This window comes from Micromonospora sp. NBC_00330, from assembly GCF_036136635.1.
GTDB classification, from domain to species: domain Bacteria; phylum Actinomycetota; class Actinomycetes; order Mycobacteriales; family Micromonosporaceae; genus Micromonospora; species Micromonospora salmantinae.
The window spans coordinates 3,428,381-3,450,918 of sequence record NZ_CP108012.1 but is presented as its reverse complement, the minus strand read 5'-3'; the positions used below and the strand labels follow the sequence as shown (position 1 = coordinate 3,450,918).

Here is a 22,538-nt window from a genome sequence, read left to right as displayed (position 1 = left end):
GTGGCCGGGGAGCCGGTTCCCTGGTGCCCGGGCCGGGGTGCTGGGTACTGTCGATCCCGACGTGCGCGGGAGAGCGGGGAAGTGATGTCGACAGTGACCGGGCCGCCGGCCGCGACCGGCGGTGATCGTGTCGACCCGTAGGGCCGCGGTGCTGGGCAAGCCGATCGCGCACTCCCTTTCCCCGGTGATCCACACTGCGGGTTACGTCGCCGCCGGGCTGACCGGGTGGTCGTACACCAGGATCGAGTGCGCGGCGGCGGAGCTGCCGGATCTGGTGGCCGGCCTGGGCCCGGAGTGGGCCGGGTTGTCGGTGACCATGCCGGGCAAGGAGGCGGCGCTCGCCGTGGCCGACGCCGCGTCGCCGGTCGCCGCCGCGGTCGGGGCGGCCAACACGTTGGTACGCCGTCCGGACGGCTCCTGGTACGCGGACAACACCGACGTCGCCGGCATGGTGCGGGTGCTCACCGACGTCGGCGTGACCGCCGGTGCCGCAGTGACGGTGCTCGGCGCCGGCGGGACGGCCCGCGCCGCGCTCGCCGCCGCCGCGCAGCTCGCGTGCTCAGCGGTGACTGTGGTGGCCCGCCGACCCGAGGCGGTCGACGAGCTACGTCCGGTGGCCGCTGCGCTGGGCGTCGCGCTGACGCCTGCCCCATGGGCCGATGCGCCCCGGCAACTCTCCAGCGCCGACGTGGTCGTCTCCACGGTGCCGAAGGGGGTCGCCGACCCGCTGGCCGGCGCGGTGGCCTGGCGGTCGGGCGCGGTGTTCTTCGACGCGCTCTACGACCCGTGGCCGACACCGTTGGCGACGGCCGCCGACGCGGCCGGCTGCCGGATCGTCTCCGGCCTGGACCTGCTGCTGGCCCAGGCCGTCGGGCAGTTCGAGCAGTTCACCGGCGTCACCGCGCCGAGGGCGGCGATGGCTGCCGCGCTGACTGCCGCTCGCGCCGCCTGACGGACCGATCAGACGGTTCGGCCGCGGTGGCCGATAGTCGCGACACGTTCCGGAAGCGCTGCCAACGCGTCCCGTTGACTCCGCGCGTGCTTCCCGGGCAAGGTGTGTGGCGGGCTTCGGTCGCGTCTGCGGCCAGAGGCCCTGTTTTCCCCGAGGCGGTTTCTTAGCTGACGGTTAAGACGCGCTTACGGAAAACTGTCCTACCTGCCACATGTCCTGGTCATCGATACGCTGCTCACCGTTACGGACGCAGACACAGGGAGTTTCCTTGACCAGGCACGGACTGCACCGCATCACCCGGTTCCGCTCCGGACCCCGGCGTAAGGCGATTGCCATCGGCGTGGTCGGCGGTTCGGTGGTGGCCGGCATCGTGGCGACCATGATGCCGCTGCTGGCCAGCGACGACCTGTCGATCCGGGCGGCGGCCGACACCACCGCCACCGCGGTGTCGCAGGACGGTGACAACGCGGCCAAGTCGACGCTGGCCACCTGCGCGACGCGCTGCGACGGCAACCCGCGCGGTGGCCGCGAGGCGGTCATCGAGTTCGCGGTGACCACTGTGCCGTCCACAGCGGTCAACATCCGGGCGACGCTGCGGGTGCACGCCTGGCAGCAGTTCGCTGCCACGGTGACGGCGCATGCCTCGCCGCTGAGCGCCCGCGAGTCGCGGCCGCCGCTGACGTCGGCCGGTGCCGCACTGGACAGCGTGACCAGCGTGTCCAAGGGCGTCAACGAGTGGGACGTCTCGAAGCTGGTCACCGGCAACGGCACCTGGACGGTCTCGTTGGCGCAGAGCGGCCTGGAGAGCCGGATCTACTGGGCGTCGGTCGAGAACCGCAACCCGGACCTGCGACCCAGCCTGGTGATCAGCTACGACCTCGGGTCCCGGCCGTCGCCAGTGACGCCCACCCGGCCGGCACCGCCGCCGTCGCCGAGCGCGTCGCCGACCACCGCCGCACCGAAGCCGTCGCCGACCATCGCCCCGACCCGGACGGCGACCCCGAGCGCCAGCGGCACCCTTCCGTCCGGCAAGTGTGGTTCCGTCTCGGACAAGCTCGTCCCGTCCTGTGGCGCCTGGTGGGGCATGTACTCGCCCGCCGGGGCGTCCGGCGGCTGGGACCACGGCAAGGCCGTCACCGACGTGGAGACGCAGGTCGGGCGCAAGTTCGACATCGTGCACCGCTACCACGACTTCTCCAACGCGGGCAGCAACGGCGCCTTCCCCGACGTGTACGAGTCGCAGCAGATGCGCGAAGGCCGGTTGATGTTCTTCGCCTGGGAGTCGCGTGACTTCTCCGCCGGCACCACCCTCAAGTGGTCGGACGTCTACGGCGGCAAGCAGGACGACACCATCGACGCGGTAGCGGGCCGGATCCGCGCCGCCGGCGTGCCGGTCTTCATCGGCTTCGACCACGAACCGGAGGACGAACCGAACAAGGGCAGCGACGCCGACTTCGTCAGGGCCTGGCGCTACGTCCACGAGCGGTTCGCCAACGCCGGCGCGACCAACGCGGTCTGGGTCTGGACGATGATGGGTTGGTCCGGGCACTACTCCCGGTACGCCGGCCTGTACCCCGGTGACCAGTACGTCGACTGGGTGGCCTACGACCCGTACAACTTCCACGTCTGCAACGGCAGCACTGTGTGGAAGAGCCCGAGCACGACTGTCGGTGGCTTCTACCGGTGGCTGGACGACAACGGCATCGGCGCGGGCAAGCCCCGGATGCTCGCCGAGTTCGGCACCAACTTCAACTCCGCCGACCCGGGCGCGAAGCAGCGCTGGTTCCAGGAGTTCCCGGCGGCGCTGAAGGCGCACCCGAAAATCAAGGCGGCGATCTACTTCAACTCGGCCGGCATGACCAGCCGCACGTCGACCTGCGACATGACGATGAATCACGACGCGTCGGCGGTGGCCGGCTTCACGCAGGCCGGGCAGGACCCCTACCTGCGGCAACCCACCGGAGGTAAGCGCTGACGTTCGAAATGGGCTGACCGGACGGCGTTCGTCGGGGGGTCGGACATCCGATCCTCCGGCGTTCTGTCGGCTTGCGGATTCATGCACCGCCCAATCGGCGGATTTTGTTAACCAGGCTGGACGAGGCACGCTACCTCGGGTTCTCATCCAATCTGGAGGCGCAGCGTGCCCAAACTCTCGCACTTGTGGCGTTTTGCAGGACGACGTCGTACTCGGGCGGGGATGGTCGCGTTGGCGATCATCGCCGCAGCTCTGGGCGTGCCCACGAACGCGTCGGCCGCTGTGGTGCCGGTCCCGGCCACGGCGACCCTGGTGTCGGCGAACCCCGCCGACACGACCCCGCACGCCCGAGACGGTGAGACCCGTGCCTTCGCGCAGGTGGGCAACACGGTCTTCGTCGGCGGCAGTTTCACCCAGCTCCGGCAGACCGCCAGTTCCGCCTGGATCACGCAGCGCTACCTCTTCGCGTACGACCGCACCACCGGCACCATGTCGACCACCTTCCTGCCGGTGCTCGACGGCGCGGTCAACACGCTCCTCGCCGGCCCCGGCGGCACGCTGATCGTCGGCGGCGCCTTCAAGAACGTCAACGGCGTCTCCCGGAAGAACCTGGTGGCGCTCAACCCGTCGACCGGCGCGATCATCGACAGCTGGGTCGGGCGTTCCGACGGCGGCACGGTCCGTGACCTGGCGTTGGACGGCAACTGGTTGTACGTGGCCGGCGCGTTCAACTGGCTCAACGGCACCGCGCACGCCGGTCTGGGCCGGCTCAACGCGACCACCGGCGCGATCGACCCGAGCTTCAGCATCGACGCCACTGTGGGACGGCACGGCACCACGTCGTACGTCTGGACCATCGACGTCGCGCCGGACGGCGACACCCTTGTCGTCGGCGGCAACTTCACGCTCGTCAACGACCTGCCGCGCAACCAGATGGCGTTGGTGGACGTCTCCGGGACTCCCACAGTGCTCGACTGGAGCACCGACAAGTTCGTTCCGCCGTGCGCCTCGCCGACGACCTTCGTGCACTACGTGCAGGACGTGAAGTTCGGTGGCGACGGCAGCTGGTTCGTGGTCGGCACCAACGGCGGCGGCGGCTGGCCGGCCGCGTACTGCGACGCCCTGGTCCGCTTCGAGACCGCCGCGCGGGGCTCTGGCCTGCTCGCCACCTGGGTCGACTACACCGGTAACGACACCATCACCTCGGTCGAGGTGGCGGACAACGTCATCTACCTGGGCGGGCACTTCCGCTGGGTCAACAACCCGAACGCCAGCGACAACGCCGGCCCGGGCGCTGTCGACCGGCTCGGTATCGCCGCCGTCACTCCGGCGACCGGCATGCCGGTGAACTGGAACCCGCGCCGTAGCGGCAGCGCCTCGATGCCGTCGGGCACCAGCACCTGGGGTTCGTCGGTGCCGGTGCTCTGGCGCGGCTCGGACGGCCTCTACTTCGGGCACAACTCCGATGGCATGGGCGAGGAGTACCACGGCCGGCTCGGCATGTTCCCGCTCGCCGGCGGACGTACCTTCACCGCCAAGAACCCGCCGTCGGCCACCACCGGCAACCTCTACGTCGGCACCGCCTCGGGCACCGTGGCGAAGGTGCCGTTCAACGGCACCGCGCTGGGCACGGCGACCACTGTCAGCCAGCCCGCGTACACGGCGGCCGGCGCGACCTGGCGGGTGGACGACCGGATCTACTGGTCGCACACGGTGGCTGGCACGCCCACCGGCAGTCGGATCGACATCTCGCTCTTCAACGGAGGCGCGATCGGCTCGCCGTGGGAGGCGTCCGGCTACAACGACTGGTACAACCCGGCGTTGCTGACCGGTGCCTTCTTCCTCGACGGCCGGCTCTACTACACCCGTACCGGGGCGAACAGCCTCTACTACCGCTACTTCGAGATCGACGGCAACTACCTGGGCGCTACCGAGTTCGCCCTGCCGACCACGGGCGTGACCTGGTCCGCGGTGCGGGGCATGGCCTGGGTGGGCGGCCGGATCGTCTACGGCTCCACCGACGGCGCGCTGCGGAGCGTGCCGTTCGACCCGACGGCCGCGCCGAGCGCGACGGTCGACGGCACCACGGCGACTGTCATCAGCAGCGCGACGCCCGAGTTGTCCTGGTCTACCCCATCGACATTCTTCTCCGTACAGTAAGGGTCAACCGTTCGTAACTGAGCATCGGTAGATTGTTCACGTTGGGCCGGTGGCGGTACCCACCGCCGCCGGCCCGCGACGGTGGGGGAGGGTCGTTGCTCGGCGCCGCTGGCATCCGAACGAGACGCGTGGTGCGTCTGGTCTTCGCGGTCAAACGCGGCTGGTATCAGCTCCGTTACCGACGGTTGACGCTCGGTCGGGACGTGGAGATCCGTGGCCGGATCCGGTTACGGCGTGGTGTGCGGGTGACCATTGGTGACCGCACCCGCCTGAACAAACTCGTCCGCTTCGCCGGCCCCGGCGAGGTGCGCGTCGGCGCGGACTGTCTGCTCAACGCCACCTGGATCGGCACCTGGACGTCGGTCACCGTGGGGGACCGGTGCCTCCTGTCGGACTGCGAGTTGCTCGACAACGACTTCCACAACCTGCCCCCCGAACAGCGGCACGCACCGCCCGGCCCGCTCACCCGTGCCCCGATCGTTCTCGAGGACAACGTCTGGGTCGGTGCGCACGCCCTGGTTCTGAAGGGCGTGCGGGTCGGTCGGGACAGCGTCGTCGGCGCGGCGACGGTGGTCCGCACCGACGTACCACCCGGCGTCGTGGTCGTCGGTAATCCTCAACAGACGGTGAAGAAGTTCCATGACTGATGCAGCGCCCACCCCCTGGCCCACGGACGGCCCGTCCTCCGGCGCCTCGCGTTCGGTGACACTGACCGACCTGCTGCGGGTGCCGATGCACCGGTTGCGGTTGGTCGCGGCGGTCGCCATGGTCGGTCTGCTCGCCGCGCTCGGCTACGTGCTGCTGGTGCCGGCGGCGCTGTCCGCGAGCGCCGTTGTCGCGGTCCGGCCGGTGGTGACCGACGCCTTCACCCCCAGCGGCGCGGGCGCCGACCGCGCGGTCAACATGAACGTGGAGAGCGGCATCGCCACCGGCACCGAGGTGGTGCAGCGGCTCGCCGACTCGGCCGGCGGCGACCCGCGGGACATCCGTGACGCGCTCGAGGTCGAGGTGCCCACCGGTGGGCAGATCCTGCGCTTCACCTACCAGGCGCGCGAGTCGCACCGGGCCGTGCAGAGCGCCAACATGGCCGCCGAGGCCTACCTGAGCGTGCGCCGGGCCATGTACGAGCAGCAGCGCGCCGAGATGCTGCGCTCCTACGACGCCAGCATCACCAAGGTCGCCGCACAGCAGACCGCGTTGCAGAAGCGGGCGAACACCGCCAAGGACACCGCCGCCGGTGACGCGCTGGTGGCCGAGCTGGCCGGGATCAACAACCAGCTCACCCAGCTCAACGCCGCCCGTACCGAGATCGCGGCTGTCGACGTCAACCCCGGCTGGGTCACCCAGACCGCCGAGAAGGCGCTGGTCACCTCTGCCGGGCACCGGCCGCTCTACCTGGTCGCCGGCCTGCTCGGCGGCGCGCTGATCGGCATCGTGCTGGCGTACCTCTGGGAGTCGACCGACCGGCGGGTCCGCTCGGTCGCCGACGGCCGGGAGGCCTCCGGCCTTCCACTGCTCGGCACCGTACGCCGGCCGGGGTTCCGGGGTAGCCCCCGCGCGGTCGACGCCGACGTCCGGTACGTGGCGATGGCGGTCGCCGAGCGGGTCCGGCAGCCGGCCCGGGTGGCGCTGGTCACCGCCCGGGAGGACGCCACGGTGCTCACCGCCGGGCTCGCCGTGGCGCTCGCCGTGGACGGCCGGGAGGTCTTCGTCGCCGACGACAGCGGACGGATCGAGCGGCTGCGGGCCACCGTTCTCGCCGACCGGGGGCGGCTGCCCATCGACCCGTCCCGGCCGCTGGTGCCCAAGCCCCGGCCGGCCGGCAGCACACCGGCCGCCGCTGCCGCCACGGAGGGCACGCCCGCCCGTCGGCCCTCCCCGCACCCGCCCGGTGCCCGCCCGTCCACCGACCCCGATGCCACACTGACGTTGCCGAGGGTGTCGTCCGCCCGCCCGGAGAACAGCCGCGTCGTCACCCCCGACGAGGTTGTCGTGGGTGTGGGCAGTGTCCGGTTCGGCACCTGGCGGCAGGGCGCCGACCACGGCCTGGTCCTGTTCAACGCCCCGCCGGCCGAGTCCGACGAGCGTGGCGTGGCAGTGGCCCGGCAGGGCAGCGCGGTGGTGGTCGTGGAGCGGGACCGCACCCGGCAGAGTGACCTGCGACGCCTGGTGGAGCGGCTGCGCGCCGCCGGGGTCACCCCGCTGGGCTTCGTGCTCACCCGAAACGGTCGGGCCTGAGCGTGTCGGTGACCCGCGCCCCGGCGACCGAACCACCACCCGGAGGCGCTCCGCAGGAGGCCGCGCCGGTGCCGCCGTCCGCGCCGCCGCAACTGCCGCTCTGGCCGCTGTCGATGATGTTCGGCCTGGTGCCGCTCTGGTGGCTGTTCGGCGCGTTCTACCTCGGCTGGCCGCTGCTGGGTGCGCTGCTGTTCGCGTTGCTGCTCACCCGGGGGCGCGTGCCACTGCCGCCGGCGGCCGGCATCTGGCTGCTCTTCCTCGCCATCGTGGTGGTCAGCGCCACCCAGTTGTCGTCGCCCGCCTCGCTGCTCACGTTCGCCCTGCGGCTGGCCTTCTACCTGACGGCGCTCGTGGTCGGCGTCTACGTCTACGCGGCGGCCCGGGAACGCGCCAGCCTGGTGGCGGTGCTCACCCCGCTCTGCGCGTTCTGGTTCGGGCTGGTGGCGTTGGGCTGGCTCGGGGTGCTGATGCCTCGGCTGGCCATGACGACCCCGATGGAGGTGCTGCTGCCCGGAGGGGTGGCCGGCACCCCGTTCATCCAGGACATGGTGCACCTCACCACCGCTGAGTACAGCGCCCGTTCGCTCAACCCGATCTATCGGCCGGCCGCGCCGTTCGCGTACACGAACAACTACGGCAGCGCGTACGCGATGACCCTGCCCTGCGTGGTGGCCTTCGCGATGCTGCGCCGGCAGGGGCTGCTGCGCTGGGCGCTGCTGGCGTCGTTGCCGCTGTCGCTGGCGCCGGCGTTCCTCACCCTCAACCGGGCGATGTTCCTCAGCCTCGGCGCCGGGTTGGCGGTGCTCGGGGTGCGGGCCAGCCTGCGCGGCAACGTCCGGGTGGCCGCGTCCATCGTCGGGGTCGTGGTGATCGGCGGGTTGGCCACGCTGTTCATTCCGATCACCGAGCTGATCAGCAGGCGGGTCGACTCCAGCGACACCAACACCGACCGGCTCTCGCTCTACACCGAGGTGATCCGCCGGGTGCAGGAGTCGCCCTGGTTGGGCTACGGCGCTCCGGTGAACGTCGACACCGTGTCGGCGGCCGCGCCGATCGGCACCCAGGGGCAGTTGTGGATGGTGCTGTTCAGCCACGGCGTACCCGCGCTCATCTGTTTCCTGGCGTGGTTCGTCGCCGCAGCGGTGATCTGCGCGCGGGCGACGTCGGCGGCCGGGCAGTGGCTGGCGGTGGTGCCGGTGGTCTGCCTCGTGCAGGTCCCGTTCTACGGCATGGCGAACCAGAACCTGGCGGTCGCGTTCTTCGCGGTGGCCTTCGCGATGGCGCTCACCGAACGCGAACGGCTGACCCGGCTGGCCGGGTCGTCGCCGACGCCCGCGCGGACCGCGCCGGTGCCCGCGTGACCGCCGCGACCCGACCGTCGGCCGGTGCCGACGAGGGCCGGCCCACGCCCACTCCCGTCGAGGATCAGGCCGCACCGTCGCCCGCCGAGGACACCGGCTCGGCCGAGACCCGACGCAGCGCGCGTAGCGGCGTGGCCGGACTGCTCGGCGCGGCCACCAGTGGCTTGTTCGGGTTCGTGCTGGCGGTCGTGATCACCCGGGGCTACGGCCCGGCCGGCGCGGGCGCGTTCTTCGCCGCGATCGGGGTCGTCACAGTGGCCACAGCGATCTGCACGCTCGGCGCGGAGACCGGTCTGATGTGGGCTCTGCCCCGCCGCACCGCCGGCGTGCGCGGTGACGCCGCCCGGGTGCTCCCGGTGGCGCTGATCCCGCCGCTGCTGACCGGGCTGCTGGTCGCCGGCGCGGGCGTGCTGGCCGCCGACGCCCTCGCGCCCCGGCTGCTGCGCGGCTCCGGCGCGAGCGGCGACGCTCTGCTCACCGTCACGTTCGCCGCCGTGCCGGTGGTGGTCGCGATGACCCTGCTGCTGGCCACGCTGCGCTGCGTGCGGCCCATCCGGGCGTACGTCGGGGTGCAGTTCCTGCTGCTGCCGGTCGCCCGCCCGGTGCTGGTCGGCGCGGCCGCGTTGGCGGGCGGTGGCCTGCTCGCCGGCATGACCGGCTGGTTGGTGCCGGCGGCGTTGGCGCTGCTGGCCTGTCTCACCCTCGTCGCCGGCCCGCTCGGTCTGGGCCGTGGCGCGACGCTGCGTCCACACCGCGCCGACTGGTCCACGTTCTGGCGCTTCGCGCTGCCCCGGGCCGCCTCGGCGGCCATCGACGCCGGCAGCATGTGGGTGGGCGTGCTGCTCACCTCGGTGCTGGCCGGGCCGGCGGACGCCGGTGTGTTCGGCGCGGTCGGCCGGTACGTGCTGGCCGGTCAGCTTGCCATGCAGGGGCTGCGGGTGGCGGTGTCGCCGCAGCTGTCCCGGCTGCTCGGGCGGGGCGAGCGGGCCGCGGCGGCGGCCGTGCACCGGCAGTTGACCACCTGGGGGCTGGTGCTGTCCTGGCCGGTGTACCTGCTGCTGGCGGTCTTCGCGCTGGCCTTCCTCCAGCTGTTCGGGCCGGAGTTCACCGCCGGTGTGCCGGCGATGACGGTGCTCGCGCTGGCGATGCTGGTCAACACCGGAGTGGGCAACGTGCAGAGCCTGCTCCTGATGGGCGGGCGCAGCGGGCTGCACCTGGTCGCCACGGTGGCCGGGTTGACGGTGACCGTCTCGCTGGGTCTCTGGTTGATCCCCCGCTACGGCGCGACGGGCGCGGCGGTGGCCTGGGCGGCCGGCATCGCCACCGAGAACCTCACCGCCGCCGGGTTCGCCCGGTCGGTGGTGCGGGAGCCGCTGTTCGACGCCGCGATGGTGCGTGCCGCGGCGGCCACGATCACCGGTGTGGGCCTGGCCGCCGGGGCCGGCGTGCTGGTGGGCGGTCGCGGCCTGCCCGGCCTGGCGGTGGCGTTGGCGGTGCTGCTGACCGGCTGCGTCGGCATGTTGACGTTGCCCCGGGTGCGCGCCGGCATCCGGGGGACCATGAGGCAGATCCGTGGAGGGGACAACGCGGCCACGGCCGCCGAGCCCACCTCGGCATCGACGAGAGGCAGGTGAGGTTCGTCGTGGTGTCCATCCGTGACCGGGTCAAGCAGTTGGTTCCGACCCAGGTGACCACCCGGGTGAGGGAGTCGCTCGTCGACTACGGCGTTCGCACCAGCGACCGCCGGCCGCTGCCGGACTTCCTGATCATCGGGACCAAACGGGGTGGCACCACCTCCCTGTGGAACTACCTCATCCAGCACCCGTTGGTGCCCCGGCTCTTTCCCGCGTGGAACACCAAGTCGGCGCACTACTTCGAGGAGCACTGGGGTCGCGGCGAAGCCTGGTACCGCTCGCATTTCCCGACCGAGCGGCAGCGCGAGGCCCTGGCCAAGCGGCACGGCGGGCCGGTCCGGGTCGGTGAGGCCGCCCCGCTGTACATGTTCCACCCGCTCGCCGCGCAGCGGGTCTCCGCGCTGATGCCGACGGTGAAGCTCATCGTGCTGCTGCGGGACCCGGTGGAGCGGGCGTACTCGCACTGGAAGGAACGACGCACCCACGGCATCGAACCACTGGACTTCGCCGCCGCGCTGGCGGCCGAGCCGGAACGCACGGCGGGGGAGCGGGAGCGGTTGATCGCCGAGCCGGAGTCGTTCAGCGAGCCGTACGACTGGTACACGTACCGGGCCCGGGGGCGTTACCTGGAGCACCTGGAGCCGTGGCTGGAGCGCTTCGACTCCGAGCAGATCCTCTTCCTGCCCAGCGAGGATCTGTACCGCGACTCGCGCGCGACCTACGGACGGACCCTGGACTTCCTCGGTCTGCCGGCGTACGACCTGCCCAACTTCAAGGTCTACAACGATCGGCGCTCGGCACCGCTGGAGCCGAGCGTGCGCGCTGAGCTGACCGACTACTACCGGCCGTACAACGACGCGTTGCGTCAACGGCTCGGGCTGGACCTCGACTGGGCGGATCGGGCGGCGTGACGACCCGGGTGGGCCCGGCCACCGACCCGCGTTCGCGGGTGGACGGCCTGGGTTGGGTGAGCCGCGCGGTCTTCCCGGACGACCGGGTCGGCCTGACAGTGGCCGGCGCCCCGCCGGCCGGTCACCAGGCGGTGGCCCGGTACGCGGTGGTGCCGTCGGTCGCCCGGGCCCGGTTCCTGGTGCCGTTGGGCGCGCCCCGGGCCGGGGCGGCGTCCCTGTTGGCGTACAACGCCCTGCGGCCACCGAAGGTGCGCGCGCTGCGGGCGGTGCTCGGTGGGCTGGCCCGGTTCGGTCGGGTGGGGCTCGCGCCCTTTCCCACGTTGACCGTCTCGGTGCCGGCCGGGGTGCCGGCCGCGGAGCTGCTGCTGAGCGAGCGGCTCTCCGCCGACCTGGGTGACACGCCGCTGCTGGCCGCGTTCGGTGTCCGCCCACCCGACCCGAACGGCAAGCCCACCCTGCAACTCTTCAGTGCCGACGGGCGTCCCCGTGGCTACGCGAAGATCGGCTGGAACGACGCGACCCGTGCGCTGGTCAGCGCGGAGGCGGCGGCGCTGCGGGCGTTGCGCGAGGTGGTCGGCGTCGCCGACCATCCGACGCCGCCGCGGCTGCTCACCGAGACCTCGTGGGCGGGCCAGGTGGTCGCGGTGATCGAGCCGTTGCCCCCGGCGGTACGCGGTGTGCCGGTGGACGACCCGCCCCGGATCGCGGCGCTGCTCGCGGTGGCCCGGCGGGGCGACCCGGCGGGCACACCTCGACCGCTTGTCGACTCGACCTTCCTGCGCCGGCTGGCCGATCAGGCCGGCCGGGCCGCCGCGACCGAGCCGGCCGGTGCGCGGGCGCTCGCCGCGGTCTCGGCGTTGGCCCGCCGGCATGGCGACACCAGCGTCGAGTTCGGTCACTGGCATGGTGACTGGGTGCCGTGGAACCTGGGCTGGCACGCCGGTCGGTTGGTCGCCTGGGACTGGGAGCACAGCGGGCCGGACGTGCCGGTCGGCTTCGACCTGGCGCACGACGCGTTCCAGCGGGCCCTCGTGCTGCGCGGGGAGCCGGCCGACGTCGCCGCGTCGGCAGTGGACGGATATCTGAGCCGGCACGGCGAGCGGCTCGGCCTCGGCGCCGCGCAGCGCCGGCTCGTCGCCGACGCGTACCTGGTGGAGATGTGGTTGCGGACGTGGCGGCTGGCCGATGCGGGGGCGGGCTGGAACGCCGCCCTGCATCCCGCACTCTTGGACGTCATCGAGAAAAGACATAGCGGCTGATCTGGAGGAATCGCGGCGGCGACGGCGCGCCGCACAGTGACGACATAATCGCAGGTGGTGATGACGATCGATGGACCTCGGACGTTCGGTGCACCGCACCGCCCGCTGTGGAGATCGTCATCTCGGCCGGTCGCGCTATTCAGCGACCGGGGATCGTGTGATCTGCTTCTGCCTGGCGTGAACTGAAATTCCAAGCGAACTTGTGGGGAGTCGCGTGGACACGAACAACGACGACAGTGGGGCGCCGGTGCTGCTGCTGGTCGGCTCCAGCGGCGGCCATCTGGCCCAACTACTGGCCCTGCGGCCCTGGTACGAACAGCGGCGGCGCTGCTGGGTCACCTTCGACACCCCGGAGGCGGTGTCGCTGCTGGCCGGCGAGGACCTGGTGCCGGCGCACCACCCGACCACCCGCAACGTGCCGAACCTGCTGCGCAACGCGCTGCTGGCCTGGCGGGTGCTGCGGGCCCGGCGGGTCGCCGCCGTGGTCACCACCGGCGCCGGGGTGGCGGTGCCGTTCGTGGTGCTGGCCCGGCTGCGGCGCATCCCGACCGTCTACATCGAGGTGTACGACCGGATCGACACCCCGACGTTGACCGCCCGGCTCTGCCGGCCGTTCCTGTCCACGATGCTCGTGCAGTGGGACGAGCAGCGCCGGCAGTACCCCGAGGCGACAGTCGTCGGGACGCTGCTGTGACCGGGGAGACGGGCACCGCCCGGCGTCCGCAACCCGTACCGGCCACCGAGGCGGCCCGCCTGCCGCGCCAGCGCGACAGCTCGGCGGTCGCCCAGCTCCGGCTGCTGGTCGCGGTGGGCACCGACAAGCATCCCTTCGACCGGCTCGTCGACTGGGTGGCGCAGTGGCACGCGCACGCCGCCGGCCCGATCGGGCTGACCATGCAGCACGGGCACACCAACGCGCCCCAGCTGAGCGGCGCGGTGCCGTTCCTCGGCCACGACGCGTTGCAACAGGCGATGATCGACGCGGATCTGGTGGTCTGCCACGGTGGCCCGGCCACCATCCTGGAGGCCCGCCGGCACGGCCACCTGCCCATCGTGGTGCCCCGCAATCCGGCTCACGGTGAGCACGTCGACAACCATCAGCTCCTCTTCGCCCGCCGGCTCGGCGCCGCCGGGCTGGTGGCGCTCTGCGAGACCCGGGAGGCCCTGCACGACGCGTTGGCCGCCGGGGTGGCCGACCCGTCCCGGTACGCGGTGGCCGCCGACCCGGAGGCACACGAGGCACGACGGGCGGCGGTGGCCCGGGTCGGGCAGATCGTCGATGACCTGGTGGCCCGTTCGACCCCGCGCCCACCCCGGTGGCGGGCCTGGTCCCGGCCGCGTCCGGGTACGGAGGAGATTCGATGACCCAGCAGCCGACCGTCAGCGTCGTGGTGCCCACCCGGGACCGCCCCGAGCTGCTGCGGGCCGCGGTGCGCGCGATCCTGGCACAGGACTACCCGGCCGTGATCGAGGTCGTCGTGGTGTTCGACCAGTCCGCGCCGGACGAGTCGCTGACCGAGCTGGGGAGCGGCCCGGCCCGCGTGGTGCGGGTGATCCGCAACGCGCGTACCCCCGGGTTGGCGGGTGCGCGCAACAGCGGCACCCTCGCGGCGGAGGGCGAGCTGGTCGCGTTCTGCGACGACGACGACGAGTGGCTGCCCGGCAAGCTGGCCGCCCAGGTCGACGCGTTGGCCGGCGACCCGGCTGCCGAGTTCGTCTGCTGCGGCATCCGGGTCAACTACGACGGGCACACCGTCGACCGGGTGCTCGACAAGGACCGGATCACCCTGGACGACCTGCTCCGCGACCGGATGACGGAGCTGCACCCGTCGACCTTCCTGATCCGCGCCACCGCGTTGCGCAACGGGTTCGGGCTGGTCGACGAGGAGATCCCGGGCAGCTACGCGGAGGACTACGAGTTCCTGCTGCGGGCCGCGCGCAGCGCGCCGCTGATCAATTTGCGGACGCCGTCGGTGCTGGTCCGCTGGCACAAGCGCTCGTACTTCGCGCAGCGCTGGGACACCATCTCGGAGGCGTTGCAGTGGTTGCTGCGGCGCTACCCGGAGTTCGCCAGTCAACCGGCCGGCGAGGCCCGGGTGGCCGGGCAGATCGCGTTCGCCCAGGCCGCCTCCGGCGACCGCCGGGGCGCGCTGCGCTGGGCCCGGCGCACCCTGCGGAGCAACCCCCGCGAGCCGCGCGCCTACCTGGCGCTCGCCGTCGCCGGTCGGGTGGTCCGGGCCGACGCGGTGCTGCGCACCCTGCACAAGCGCGGTCGGGGGATCTGAGCCGCCGCCCGCGTGAGCGGGCGGCGGCGTCCGCTGGGCGGGACGCGACGGGGAGCGCGCCGTGTCGGTGGCCCGCCGTGACAGACTGACCGCTGTGTTGCGCTGGCTGACTGCAGGTGAATCGCATGGTCCCGCCCTCGTCGCGATGTTGGAGGGGGTGCCGGCCGGCATCGAGGTGACCACCACCGAGATCGCCGACGAGCTGGCCCGTCGACGGCTGGGCTACGGGCGGGGTGCCCGGATGTCGTTCGAGCGGGACGAGGTCGAGCTGCTCGGCGGCCTGCGCCACGGCGTGACCCTGGGCAGCCCGGTGGCGATCCGGGTCGGCAACTCCGAGTGGCCGAAGTGGCAGACCGTGATGGCCGCCGATCCGGTCGACCCCGACGAGCTGGCCCGGCAGGCCCGCAACGCCCCGCTGACCCGCCCTCGGCCGGGCCACGCGGACCTGGCCGGCATGCAGAAGTACGGCCACACCGACGCCCGGCCGATCCTGGAGCGCGCCAGCGCACGGGAGACCGCCGCCCGGGTGGCCGTCGGCACTGTCGCCAAGGCGCTGATCCGCCAGGCGCTCGGCATCGAGATCGTCTCGCACGTCGTCGAGCTGGGCCCGGTGGCCGCGAAGCCCGGCCTGCGTCCCACGCCGTCCGACACGGCCCGGATCGACGCCGACCCGCTGCGCTGCCTCGACCCGGAGGCCAGCGCCCTGATGGTCGCCGAGGTCGATGCCGCGAAGAAGGCCGCCGACACCCTCGGCGGCGTGGTCGAGGTGCTGGCGTACGGGGTGCCACCGGGGCTGGGCAGTCACGTTCAGTGGGACCGCAAGCTCGACGCCCGGCTGGCCACCGCGCTGATGTCCATTCAGGCGATCAAGGGCGTGGAGATCGGCGACGGCTGGCAGCAGGCCCGCTCCCGCGGCTCCGAGGCGCACGACGAGATCATCCCGTCGGCCACCGGCGTCCGCCGGGTCACCGACCGGGCCGGCGGGCTGGAGGGTGGCATCACCACCGGCGAGCCGCTGCGGGTCCGCGCCGCTATGAAGCCGATCTCCTCGCTGAACCGGGCTCTGGCCACCGTGGACGTCACCACCGGCGAGCCGGCCACCGCGATCAACCAGCGTTCCGACGTCTGCGCGGTGCCCGCCGCGGCGGTGGTCGCCGAGGCGATGGTGGCGCTGGTGCTGGCCGAGGCGGCCACCGAGAAGTTCGGCGGAGACTCGATCGCCGAGATCCGCCGCAACCTGGCCGGGTACCTCGACGCGCTGGTCATCCGCTGATGGCGCCGGTCGTCGTGCTGGTCGGCGCGCCCGGCTGCGGCAAGACCACAGTGGGTCGGGCGCTCGCCGCCACCCTCGGCGTGGAGTTCCGCGACACCGACACCGACATCGAGCAGATGGCCGGCAAGCCGATCCCGGAGATCTTCATCGACGAGGGCGAGGAGCACTTCCGTACCCTGGAACGGGCTGCCGTGGCTGCGGCGCTTGCCGGCGGCACGGGCGTGCTCGCCCTCGGCGGCGGCGCGGTGCTGGCCGAGGAGACCCGGGCGGCCCTGATCGGGCACCGGGTGGTTCACCTCTCGGTCGAGCTGCCCGACGCGGTGCGGCGGGTCGGGCTCGGTGCCGGCCGGCCGCTGCTGGCGATCAACCCACGGGCCACCCTCAAGCACCTGCTGGACCAGCGCCGGCCGCTCTACGCCGAGGTCGCCACCGAGACGGTGGTCACCGACGGTCGCGCCCCGGCGCAGGTCGTCGCCGACGTCGCCGCCCTGCTGCCCCGCTGACGCGGACCTGTCGCGCCGATCTTGCACTTACTGTCCCGACCTAGGGGGCATTTCCCCCATCTCGGCAACCGGAACTGCAAGATCGGCGCAGTGGGGGTGGTCCTCAGCTGCGGGCGATCAGGTCGAGGACGTCGGCCAGACCCTTTGGCTCGCTGAGCATCGGCCAGTGCCCGGTGGGTAGCTCATGCAGCTGGCCGTCGGCCAGGCCGGTGAAGAACGGATGCTCCTGTTGGATCATCTGCTGCACGACGCTGAGTGGGAACGTGCTGGCGACCAGCGCTGTCGGTACCGCCCGTCCGCCGGTGCGTCGGACCGCGTCGGTGGCGGCCCGCAGCGGCTGCGGGGTGGCCCGGGTACGCAGCAGCGCGAGCGTCGGCTCGTCCAGGCCGGCCAGGTTGGTCGGGTCGGCGGCCGGATCCCAGGCCGGCGGCGGCAGCAGGTGCCCGGTGCCGATCGCGGCCCGCAGTCGCTGCTGCTCCTCCGGCGGCAGCGTGTCGAACTGCGCCGTGCCGTCCGGCAACGGCCCACTCTCCACGTAGACGATCCGGGCGATCCGGTCCGGGATGCGGTCCACCGCCTGGGCGGCCGGCATCCCCCCGCCGGAGTGCCCGACCAGTAGTACGTCGTGCAGGTCCTCGACCTCGATCAGTCGGACGATGTCGGTGGTGTGCGTGTCCAGGCTGACCTCCGGCCCGGCGAGGTGGTCGCGTTCGGCCACCCCGGTCAGCGTCATCGGATGGACCTCGTGCCCCTGCGACCGCAGCGCGACTGTCACGTCCCGCCATGCCCAGGCACCCAACCAGAATCCCGGCACCAGCACGAATGTCGCCATCTGTGGCTCCTTCTCTCGGTTACCGACAGACCGTACGATCTAATCCGGACAGGATCCGCCCGGATTGAAGGAGTGGCCCGTGTCACATCCCGCCGGACGAGTGCTGGCCCTGCTCGAACTGCTGCAGACCCGGCACCGGTCGACGGCCGCCGACCTCGCCGGTCACCTCGGTGTGGACGAGCGGACCGTCCGCCGGTACGCGAGCACGCTCGTCGAGCTGGGCATTCCCGTCACCGCCGACCGGGGCCGCTACGGCGGCTACCGGCTGCACTCCGGTTACAAGCTGCCGCCGCTGATGCTCACCGACGACGAGGCGGTGGCAGTGCTGCTCGGCCTCGTCGTCGCCGAACGGGTCGGGCTCGCCACCGAGCAGCCGGCCACCGCCACGGCGCTGGCGAAGATCCGCCGGGTGCTGCCGGCCGCGCTCGCCGACCGGCTCGCCGCCGTCCAGGAGCACCTGGGCTTCACCCTGCGTCGTGCGGAGCCGGAGCGCGGGCCGGCGTCCGGCACCCTGCTCGCGCTGGCCTCGGCCACCCGGCACCGGCAGCGGGTGGCGCTGGACTACCGCTCCTGGCGGGGCGAGCAGTCGCACCGCGAACTCGACCCGTACGGGCTGGTCTTCCACGCCGGCCGTTGGTATGTCACAGGCCACGACCACCGGCGCGGGGAGATCCGCACCTTCCGACTGGACCGGATCGGCGCGGTGACGCCCGGCGTGGCGACGTTCACAGTGCCGGACGGCTTCGAGGCGGTGGCCTGGGTGACCCGGTCGCTGGCCGGCGTGCCGTACACGCACGAGGTGGAGGTCGTGCTGGAGACCGACCTGGTCGCCGCCCGCCGCCGCATCCCGCCCAGCGTGGCCGAGTTGACCGCCACCACCGACGGGGTGCTGCTGCGGGCCCGAGCGGAGAGCCTGCCCGGAATGGCGGCGCTGCTCGCCGGGCTGGGCTGTCCGTTCACGGTGCGGCATCCGGACGCGCTGCGCGCCGCGGTGGCCGAACACGCCCGCCGGTTGGCGGACTGGGCCGCTCGGCCAGCAGGTGGACAGCCGCCCTCGCCGCGCCGCCCGCTGGACTAGGCTCCCGGCGATGGACGAGGTGACCCGAATTCCGGTCGGCGGCGAGCGGCCGTACGACGTCTTGGTGGGACGTGACCTGCTGGGCGCGCTGCCTGGCCTGCTGCCCGGCGCGACCCGGGTCGCTGTGCTGCACGCGCCTCCGCTCAAGGCCCTCGCGGACGCGCTCGGCGAACGCCTGCGCGCGGCCGGCGTCGAGCCGTTACCGATCGAGGTGCCCGACGCCGAGTCGGGAAAGCACATCGAGGTGGCTGCCTCCTGCTGGGATCGGCTCGGGGCGGCGGGTTTCACCCGTACCGACGCGGTCGTCGGGGTGGGCGGCGGCGCGGTGACCGACCTGGCCGGGTTCGTCGCGGCCTGCTGGTTGCGGGGTGTGCGCTGGGTGCCGGTGGCGACCTCGCTGCTGGGCATGGTGGACGCCGCGGTGGGCGGCAAGACGGGCATCAACACGGCCGCCGGCAAGAACCTGGTGGGCGCCTTCCACCCGCCGGTCGGGGTGTTGGCCGACCTCGCCACTCTGGACAGCCTGCCCGCTGTCGACCTGGCGGCCGGGTTGGCCGAGGTCGTCAAGTGCGGTTTCATCGCCGACCCGACGATCCTGGATCTCATCGAGAACGACCCGGAGGCCGCCACCGACCCCCGTGGGCCGGTGAGCCGGGAGCTGATCGAGCGGGCCATCCGGGTCAAGGCCGACGTGGTCGCCGGCGACCTGCGCGAGTCGGGCCTGCGGGAGGTGCTCAACTACGGTCACACCCTGGCCCACGCCATCGAGCAGAACGAGGGCTACCGCTGGCGGCACGGCCACGCCGTCGCCGTCGGCCTGGTGTACGCGGCCACGCTGGCGCGGCTCGCCGGGCGGCTGGACGCGCCGACCGCCGACCGACACCGGGTCACGCTGAGCGCGTTGGGCCTGCCGGTGAGCTACCCGGCCGACGCCTGGCCGCAGCTGTTGGCGGCGATGCGGGTGGACAAGAAGACCCGGGGCAGCCGGCTGCGCTTCGTGGTGCTCGACGGGCTGGCCCGCCCGGCGATGTTGGAGGGCCCCGACGACGCGTTGCTGGAGGCCGCCTACCGGGAGGTGGCGCGCCCGTGAAGGTCTACGTCTTGAACGGGCCGAACCTGGGCCGGCTGGGCACCCGCGAGCCCGACGTGTACGGCGCGACCAGCTACGCGGACCTGGTGGCGCTCTGCGAGAGCACCGGTCGGGAGCTGGGGCTGACGGTGACGGTCCGGCAGACCGACGCGGAGCACGAGCTGCTCGGCTGGCTGCACACGGCGGCCGACGAGGGCGCCGCCGTCGTGCTCAACCCGGCCGCCTGGTCGCACTACTCGTACGCGGTGCGGGACGCCTGCGCCATGCTGCGGGGGCCGCTGGTGGAGGTGCACATCTCCAACATCCACACCCGCGAGGATTTCCGGCACCACTCGGTGGTGTCGGCGGTGGCGACCGGGGTGATCTGCGGTCTCGGTATCGACGGTTATCGTCTCGCTCTGCACCATCTGGCCACCCGCTGAGGGCCCACCGACTGGGCGCTCCGAACGGGGGGCCGTCCGATTCGACGCAGCTTGTAGACTTGCCAGGTCTGTCCGCCAATTGATGATCAAGGCAGGAAATGGCCTCCACCAACGACCTCAAAAACGGCCTGGTACTCAACCTGGACGGCGAGCTTTGGGCCGTCGTCGAGTTCCAGCACGTCAAGCCCGGTAAGGGTGGTGCCTTCGTGCGCACCACGCTGAAGAACGTGCTGTCCGGGAAGGTGGTCGACAAGACCTTCAACGCGGGCACCAAGGTCGAAACCGCGACCGTTGACAAGCGCACGATGCAGTACCTGTACGCCGACGGTGAGGACTTCGTCTTCATGGATCTGGAGACCTTCGACCAGATCACCGTGCCCGGTGGCACCGTCGGTGAGGCAGCCAACTACCTGCTGCCCGAGGCGGAGGCGACAGTCGCCCAGCACGAGGGTGTGCCGCTCTACATCGAGCTGCCCACCAGCGTCGTGCTGGAGGTCACCTACACCGAGCCGGGCCTGCAGGGCGACCGTTCGACCGGCGGCACCAAGCCGGCGACCGTGGAGACCGGCGCGACAGTGCCGGTTCCGCTGTTCATCACCACCGGCGAGAAGATCAAGGTCGACACCCGCGACGGCCGTTACCTCGGCCGCGCCTGATGGCTGAGGGTTCCAAGCAGCAGATGCCGGCGCGCCGCAAGGCGCGCAAGCGGGCGCTGGATGTCCTGTACGAGGCCGACCTGCGGGACAAGCCTCCGGTGGAGGTGCTCGCCGGCTACGTGCAGCGGATCGAGCAGCCCCGGCCGGAGCACCTCGGCTACGCCGTGGGCCTGGTCGAGGGGGTTGCCGAGCACCTCAACCGGATCGACGAGCTGATCGCCAGCTACGCCGAGGGTTGGACGCTGGAGCGGATGCCGGTCGTCGACCGTAATCTGGCCCGGATCGCCGTCTACGAGTTGCTCTATGTCGACGAGATCGACGACGCGGTGGCGATCAGCGAGGCCGTGGAGCTGGCTCGGCAGATGTCGACTGACGATTCGCCGCGCTTCCTCAACGGAGTGCTCGGCCGGATCGCCGAGTACGCCACCCGCTGAGCGTCCGCACCGAACAATCCGAAAGGGCCCGTGCCGACTGGCACGGGCCCTTTCGGTGAAGCGGCAGATCAGGTGGAGCGGCAGATCAGGAGGCGAAGAACGCCCGGGGGTCGGCCACCAGCACGCCGTGCTCGGTGAGCCGCTCGATCAGGCCCGACGGTGAGGCGTCGTAGACGATCGCGAGCGCCCGCAGGTCGTCGGCGCGGATGGAGAGCACCCGGCCGTTGTAGTCGCCGCGCTGCTGCTGGATGGCGCGGGCGTAGCGGGCGACGTAGGCCAGGTCCTCGGAGGCCTCGTCGTAGAGCCGCTCCAGGTCCAGAACAATCTTGCTGGTGGGCTCGTGACGGACGCCACTGCCGTCAGGCAGCAGCTCCGAGACGGGTACGCGGTAGAACTCGGCCAACTCGGCCAGACGGGACACCGTCACGGCCCGGTCGCCACGCTCGTACGAGCCGACCACCACGGCCTTCCACCGCCCGTTCGACTTCTCCTCCACACCCTGCAGGGAGAGACCCTGCTGCTGGCGGATGGAGCGCAGGCGGGCGCCCAGAGACTTGGCGTATTCAGAGGGCATTCGGACACTCCCAGTGCTGCTCGGGGTTCTCCCGTCGATCGCTACGGAGCGTGACGGTACGGGGAATGCGACACGTGGTCAAGTGGTCGTGCCCCTCCCGTTGCGGAGCGTCCGGGGAGTTTTCCCCTTTTCCGGTACCTGACCCGGTGGTCAGCGGCCGCCGTCCATCACCCCGGTGACCACTGGTAACGTGGCGGAAGCCCCGGCCCAGGTCTGCTGAGCGGTCCGGCCGGAGGTGCCCGACATCCTTTAACGACCCGTCCCGTGAGGCGGGGAAGGAGGTCCGCCGTGGCGTACCCACCGGCTGCCCGCTCGTCACCACCGCAACAACCCTCGGTGAAGGTGATCCTCGCCAGCGCCGACGTGCAGCGCGTGGTCGACCGCATCGCCCACCAGATCCTGGAGAAGACCCAGGGCGCCGCCAACACGGTGCTGCTTGGGATTCCCACCCGGGGCACCCCCCTCGCCCGGCGGCTCGCCGACCGGATCAGCACCTTCGAGGACGTCGCCGTTCCGGTCGGTGTGCTCGACATCACCCTGTACCGCGACGACCTCCGTCGGCACGCCACCCGCGCGGTGGGTCCGACCGAGCTGCCCCCCGGCGGGATCGACGGCAAACGGGTCATCCTGGTCGACGACGTGCTCTTCTCCGGCCGCACCGTCCGGGCCGCGCTCGACGCGCTCAACGACGTGGGCCGCCCGGCCTCGGTGCAGCTCGCCGTCCTGGTCGACCGGGGCCACCGGGAGTTGCCGATCCGCGCCGACTACGTCGGCAAGAACATCCCGACCTCGCTCGCCGAGAGCGTCAAGGTGACGCTCGCCGAGATCGACGGGACGGACGAGGTCAAGCTCTACGGGGGGGCCGCCCAGTGAGCGCGAGGAGTGCAGCGCAGCGGAGCCC

At 72.2% G+C, this 22,538-nt stretch carries 22 protein-coding genes; 20 read left to right on the top strand and 2 right to left on the bottom strand.

The window, feature by feature from the left end; all coding sequences use genetic code 11:
* The first annotated feature begins 124 nt into the window (after positions 1 to 124).
* The 14 genes from OG598_RS15435 to OG598_RS15370 all read left to right on the top strand — a co-directional run bounded on the left by OG598_RS15435 (position 125) and on the right by OG598_RS15370 (position 16,551).
* The gene (locus OG598_RS15435) at positions 125 to 952 is read left to right on the top strand and encodes a shikimate dehydrogenase (RefSeq protein WP_328655342.1); all 828 of its coding nucleotides are present in this window, start codon (positions 125 to 127) and stop codon (positions 950 to 952) included.
* A gap of 268 nt (positions 953 to 1,220) precedes the next feature.
* Positions 1,221 to 2,927, top strand: coding sequence for a glycosyl hydrolase (locus OG598_RS15430; protein ID WP_328655076.1), 1,707 nt, complete (start codon positions 1,221 to 1,223; stop codon positions 2,925 to 2,927).
* A 222-nt stretch (positions 2,928 to 3,149) separates the two neighbouring features.
* On the top strand, positions 3,150 to 5,087 hold the full coding sequence (locus OG598_RS15425; RefSeq protein ID WP_328655075.1) for a hypothetical protein: 1,938 nt from the start codon (positions 3,150 to 3,152) through the stop codon (positions 5,085 to 5,087).
* 128 nt (positions 5,088 to 5,215) lie between these two features.
* Positions 5,216 to 5,734, top strand: coding sequence for an acyltransferase (locus OG598_RS15420; protein ID WP_181518689.1), 519 nt, complete (start codon positions 5,216 to 5,218; stop codon positions 5,732 to 5,734).
* Complete coding sequence (locus OG598_RS15415) at positions 5,727 to 7,325, top strand: lipopolysaccharide biosynthesis protein (RefSeq protein WP_328655074.1); 1,599 nt, start codon at positions 5,727 to 5,729, stop codon at positions 7,323 to 7,325. The genes OG598_RS15420 and OG598_RS15415 overlap by 8 nt, the downstream gene beginning before the upstream one ends.
* Before the next feature lie 68 nt (positions 7,326 to 7,393).
* The gene (locus OG598_RS15410; protein ID WP_328655341.1) at positions 7,394 to 8,686 is read left to right on the top strand and encodes an O-antigen ligase family protein; all 1,293 of its coding nucleotides are present in this window, start codon (positions 7,394 to 7,396) and stop codon (positions 8,684 to 8,686) included.
* A complete protein-coding gene (locus OG598_RS15405) occupies positions 8,683 to 10,320 on the top strand; it encodes a lipopolysaccharide biosynthesis protein (protein WP_328655073.1) in 1,638 nt (545 codons plus the stop codon). The genes OG598_RS15410 and OG598_RS15405 overlap by 4 nt, the downstream gene beginning before the upstream one ends.
* An 8-nt stretch (positions 10,321 to 10,328) precedes the next feature.
* Positions 10,329 to 11,231 carry a sulfotransferase domain-containing protein gene (locus tag OG598_RS15400; protein ID WP_328655340.1) on the top strand — a complete coding sequence of 301 codons (903 nt, stop codon included), beginning with the start codon at positions 10,329 to 10,331 and terminating at the stop codon, positions 11,229 to 11,231.
* Complete coding sequence (locus tag OG598_RS15395) at positions 11,228 to 12,490, top strand: hypothetical protein (protein ID WP_328655072.1); 1,263 nt, start codon at positions 11,228 to 11,230, stop codon at positions 12,488 to 12,490. The genes OG598_RS15400 and OG598_RS15395 overlap by 4 nt, the downstream gene beginning before the upstream one ends.
* Before the next feature lie 214 nt (positions 12,491 to 12,704).
* Complete coding sequence (locus OG598_RS15390; RefSeq protein WP_328655071.1) at positions 12,705 to 13,184, top strand: UDP-N-acetylglucosamine--LPS N-acetylglucosamine transferase; 480 nt, start codon at positions 12,705 to 12,707, stop codon at positions 13,182 to 13,184.
* A complete protein-coding gene (locus tag OG598_RS15385; protein WP_328655070.1) occupies positions 13,181 to 13,855 on the top strand; it encodes a glycosyltransferase in 675 nt (224 codons plus the stop codon). Before OG598_RS15390 ends, OG598_RS15385 begins: the two co-directional genes overlap by 4 nt.
* Positions 13,852 to 14,775, top strand: a complete 924-nt coding sequence (locus OG598_RS15380) for a glycosyltransferase family 2 protein (protein ID WP_328655069.1) — start codon at positions 13,852 to 13,854, stop codon at positions 14,773 to 14,775. Before OG598_RS15385 ends, OG598_RS15380 begins: the two co-directional genes overlap by 4 nt.
* 94 nt (positions 14,776 to 14,869) lie before the next feature.
* Positions 14,870 to 16,048 carry a chorismate synthase gene (gene aroC / locus OG598_RS15375; RefSeq protein WP_091401884.1) on the top strand — a complete coding sequence of 393 codons (1,179 nt, stop codon included), beginning with the start codon at positions 14,870 to 14,872 and terminating at the stop codon, positions 16,046 to 16,048.
* The gene (locus OG598_RS15370) at positions 16,048 to 16,551 is read left to right on the top strand and encodes a shikimate kinase (protein WP_328655068.1); all 504 of its coding nucleotides are present in this window, start codon (positions 16,048 to 16,050) and stop codon (positions 16,549 to 16,551) included. Before aroC ends, OG598_RS15370 begins: the two co-directional genes overlap by 1 nt.
* 103 nt (positions 16,552 to 16,654) lie before the next feature.
* Here OG598_RS15370 and OG598_RS15365 read toward each other — a convergent pair whose 3' ends face one another.
* A complete protein-coding gene (locus tag OG598_RS15365; protein WP_328655067.1) occupies positions 16,655 to 17,383 on the bottom strand; it encodes an alpha/beta fold hydrolase in 729 nt (242 codons plus the stop codon).
* A 79-nt stretch (positions 17,384 to 17,462) separates the two neighbouring features.
* Between OG598_RS15365 and OG598_RS15360 the strand changes: the two genes are divergently transcribed.
* From OG598_RS15360 to nusB, 5 genes are all read left to right on the top strand, one after another.
* On the top strand, positions 17,463 to 18,461 hold the full coding sequence (locus OG598_RS15360) for a helix-turn-helix transcriptional regulator (RefSeq protein ID WP_328655066.1): 999 nt from the start codon (positions 17,463 to 17,465) through the stop codon (positions 18,459 to 18,461).
* A gap of 10 nt (positions 18,462 to 18,471) precedes the next feature.
* A complete protein-coding gene (aroB, locus tag OG598_RS15355) occupies positions 18,472 to 19,551 on the top strand; it encodes a 3-dehydroquinate synthase (RefSeq protein WP_328655065.1) in 1,080 nt (359 codons plus the stop codon).
* The gene (aroQ, locus tag OG598_RS15350) at positions 19,548 to 19,973 is read left to right on the top strand and encodes a type II 3-dehydroquinate dehydratase (RefSeq protein WP_328655064.1); all 426 of its coding nucleotides are present in this window, start codon (positions 19,548 to 19,550) and stop codon (positions 19,971 to 19,973) included. The genes aroB and aroQ overlap by 4 nt, the downstream gene beginning before the upstream one ends.
* Before the next feature lie 98 nt (positions 19,974 to 20,071).
* Positions 20,072 to 20,629, top strand: a complete 558-nt coding sequence (gene efp, locus OG598_RS15345) for an elongation factor P (RefSeq protein WP_007458344.1) — start codon at positions 20,072 to 20,074, stop codon at positions 20,627 to 20,629.
* A gap of 23 nt (positions 20,630 to 20,652) precedes the next feature.
* Complete coding sequence (nusB, locus tag OG598_RS15340; RefSeq protein ID WP_184188983.1) at positions 20,653 to 21,063, top strand: transcription antitermination factor NusB; 411 nt, start codon at positions 20,653 to 20,655, stop codon at positions 21,061 to 21,063.
* Positions 21,064 to 21,148: 85 nt separating this feature from the next.
* Here nusB and bldD read toward each other — a convergent pair whose 3' ends face one another.
* Positions 21,149 to 21,637: a transcriptional regulator BldD gene (gene bldD / locus OG598_RS15335; RefSeq protein ID WP_007458348.1), complete on the bottom strand. Its 489-nt coding sequence runs from the start codon at positions 21,635 to 21,637 to the stop codon at positions 21,149 to 21,151.
* Positions 21,638 to 21,925: 288 nt separating this feature from the next.
* Here bldD and pyrR point away from each other — a divergent pair, with 288 nt between their 5' ends.
* Complete coding sequence (gene pyrR, locus OG598_RS15330; RefSeq protein ID WP_328655063.1) at positions 21,926 to 22,510, top strand: bifunctional pyr operon transcriptional regulator/uracil phosphoribosyltransferase PyrR; 585 nt, start codon at positions 21,926 to 21,928, stop codon at positions 22,508 to 22,510.
* Positions 22,511 to 22,538 lie beyond the last annotated feature (28 nt).

Bases quoted from the DNA above. Each gene is read 5' to 3' on its own strand.
- OG598_RS15380 (WP_328655069.1), top strand. From the start codon at position 13,852: ATGACCCAGCAGCCGACCGTCAGCGTCGTGGTGCCCACCCGGGACCGC.
- efp (WP_007458344.1), top strand. From the start codon at position 20,072: ATGGCCTCCACCAACGACCTCAAAAACGGCCTGGTACTCAACCTGGAC.
- aroB (WP_328655065.1), top strand. From the start codon at position 18,472: ATGGACGAGGTGACCCGAATTCCGGTCGGCGGCGAGCGGCCGTACGAC.
- OG598_RS15415 (WP_328655074.1), top strand. From the start codon at position 5,727: ATGACTGATGCAGCGCCCACCCCCTGGCCCACGGACGGCCCGTCCTCC.
- OG598_RS15370 (WP_328655068.1), top strand. From the start codon at position 16,048: ATGGCGCCGGTCGTCGTGCTGGTCGGCGCGCCCGGCTGCGGCAAGACC.
- nusB (WP_184188983.1), top strand. From the start codon at position 20,653: ATGCCGGCGCGCCGCAAGGCGCGCAAGCGGGCGCTGGATGTCCTGTAC.
- bldD (WP_007458348.1), bottom strand. From the start codon at position 21,637: ATGCCCTCTGAATACGCCAAGTCTCTGGGCGCCCGCCTGCGCTCCATC.
- OG598_RS15425 (WP_328655075.1), top strand. From the start codon at position 3,150: ATGGTCGCGTTGGCGATCATCGCCGCAGCTCTGGGCGTGCCCACGAAC.
- OG598_RS15365 (WP_328655067.1), bottom strand. From the start codon at position 17,383: ATGGCGACATTCGTGCTGGTGCCGGGATTCTGGTTGGGTGCCTGGGCA.